Source organism: Paraburkholderia phenoliruptrix (assembly GCF_019511605.1).
Classification (GTDB): Bacteria; Pseudomonadota; Gammaproteobacteria; order Burkholderiales; family Burkholderiaceae; genus Paraburkholderia; species Paraburkholderia phenoliruptrix_A.
In genome coordinates, this window is the sequence record NZ_JAEUAV010000058.1 from 1 (window position 1) to 1,957 (window position 1,957).

At 62.6% G+C, this 1,957-nt stretch carries 2 protein-coding genes; both read right to left on the bottom strand.

Annotated features, from left to right (window positions below; all coding sequences use genetic code 11):
- Window positions 1-74: 74 nt before the first annotated feature.
- On the bottom strand, window positions 75-863 hold the full coding sequence (istB, locus tag JNB89_RS30725) for an IS21-like element helper ATPase IstB (RefSeq protein WP_220364727.1): 789 nt from the start codon (window positions 861-863) through the stop codon (window positions 75-77).
- Window positions 860-1,876: an IS21 family transposase gene (istA, locus tag JNB89_RS30730; protein WP_220364728.1), complete on the bottom strand. Its 1,017-nt coding sequence runs from the start codon at window positions 1,874-1,876 to the stop codon at window positions 860-862. The genes istB and istA overlap by 4 nt, the downstream gene beginning before the upstream one ends.
- Window positions 1,877-1,957: the final 81 nt, after the last annotated feature.

Below are 1,957 nucleotides of genomic sequence, written 5' to 3' on the forward strand. Positions count from 1 at the left end.
TGTCAACGCCGATTGAATTCTGACCCGCCTTTCGACGATTCGCCGAAGTAAACCTGACCCACCTGGATCCTGTGTCACGCGGCTGCTTTCGCGCTTGCGCGCGTTCCTGTTTGCCCAGCTTTTCGCTTGTCCTTGAGCCGGTAGCTCTCGCCACTGATTTGCACGATATGGGCGTGATGCAAGAGTCGGTCGAGCATGGCGGCCGTGAGCGTCTGGTCGTCAGCAAACGCCGTGGCCCATTGCGTGAACGGCAGGTTGCTCGTCAACACGACGGAGCCGCGCTCATACCGCTTGGCGACCACATTGAAGAACAGGTTCGCCTCCTCGCGCCCGAACGGCAGATAGCCGATTTCGTCGATGACGAGAAGCCTCGGCCCGATGACCGCTCGATTGAAGAACTCCCGCAAACGGTTCTGCTGGTGCGCCGTCGCCAGTTGCATCATCAGGTCCGCAGCCATGATGAATCGCGTCTTGATACCGGCCTGTGTTGCCCGATAGGCCAGTGCGCTCGCGAGATGTGTCTTGCCGACCCCAGATGGGCCGAGCAACACGACGTTCTCGGCCCGTTCGATGAACGCCAGACTTCCCAACTCCTGTATTTGCGCCCTTGGCGCACCGCTGGCGAAGCTGAAGTCGTATTGCTCCAGCGTCTTGATTGCGGGCAGTGACGCGAGCTTCGTGAGCGTCTGGCGCTTACGCTCCTCGCGTGCGCCGAGTTCCGCATGTAGCAGTTGCTCGAGGAAGTCGGCCAGGCTCGCATCGGTCGTTGCAGTGTGCTGTGCGAGCGCTCCCCAGTCGCTTGAGATGCGCTCGAGCTTGAGCTGTTTGCACAGGCTGGCAATTCGTTCGTGCTGGAGATTCATGCGGCAACCTCCAGCAGCGCGTCATACACCGCCAGAGGATGCTGAAGGCTCTCGCGCGGCAGCACCCGGCGCAGCTTCGAGGGCGCAGGTCCTGGCATCGATGTCGGCGCGGGCAACGGCAGCAGTGCTGCCTGCTCGAGTGCCAGCCTCGCGGCGGGTCGCTCGCGCGTGGTGGCATGCACGCGCACGTTGGCGACTTCCGCAAGCCATCGTCCGATACGCGCATTGGCGGCTTCAACATCCAGTTTCAGCCCCGACTGCTTGAGCGTGGCCGCGAGCGGCACCACGAAGCTCTCCTTCAGATAGCGGTTGAAGCGTTCGACTTTCCCCTTGGTCTTCGCCCGATAGGGCTGGCAGACCTTCGGCGTGAAGCCATAGGCCTCGGCCACAGCAAGCAACTGCGTGTTCCACCGATGTTCGCCCTCACCGAACGCATCGCGTTCGATAACTACGGACTTCGCGTTATCGAACAGCACCTGCTCGGGCGTGCCGCCGAAGTAGACGAACGCTTCACGCAGGCACTCGCACAACGTCGCGGCGTCCTCGCCGGCAGTGAAACGCACGAAACTTGCCCGGCTATATCCGAGCGTGGCGACCAGCGCCAATAGCGGCGCGCGCCCACGGCGGATGACTGTGAAGTCGGCCTGCATCTGCTTGCCCGGCGGCGTCTCGAACCGCACCACCGGTTCGGGCTCAGCGCGCTTGTACGGTGCCAGGAATGCCTTGAGCTGGCTGATACCGCCTTCGTATCCGGCTTCCTGCAGTTCCCGGTGTAACACCGTCGCCGGAATCCAGTGCGGGCGGGCGGCGGCGACACGTTCGAGCAGATAGTTCTTGAACGGGTCGAGCTTCGTCGGGCGTGGCTCGCGTTGCTTGTAACGGGCCGCCTGCTCATCGCGCAGATAGCGGCGCACCGTGTTGCGCGACAAGCCCGTTTGCCGCGCTATCTCGCGCACCGCCGTTCCCCGTCTTGCCAATACCTTGATTTCCACTGCTTGCTCCTGAGTCAGCATCGGCGGCAAAAAGCCGCCATCGTCTCCCAGGTGGGTCAGGTTTACTTCGGCGGGTGGGTCAGTTTCACATCGGCGCTAACA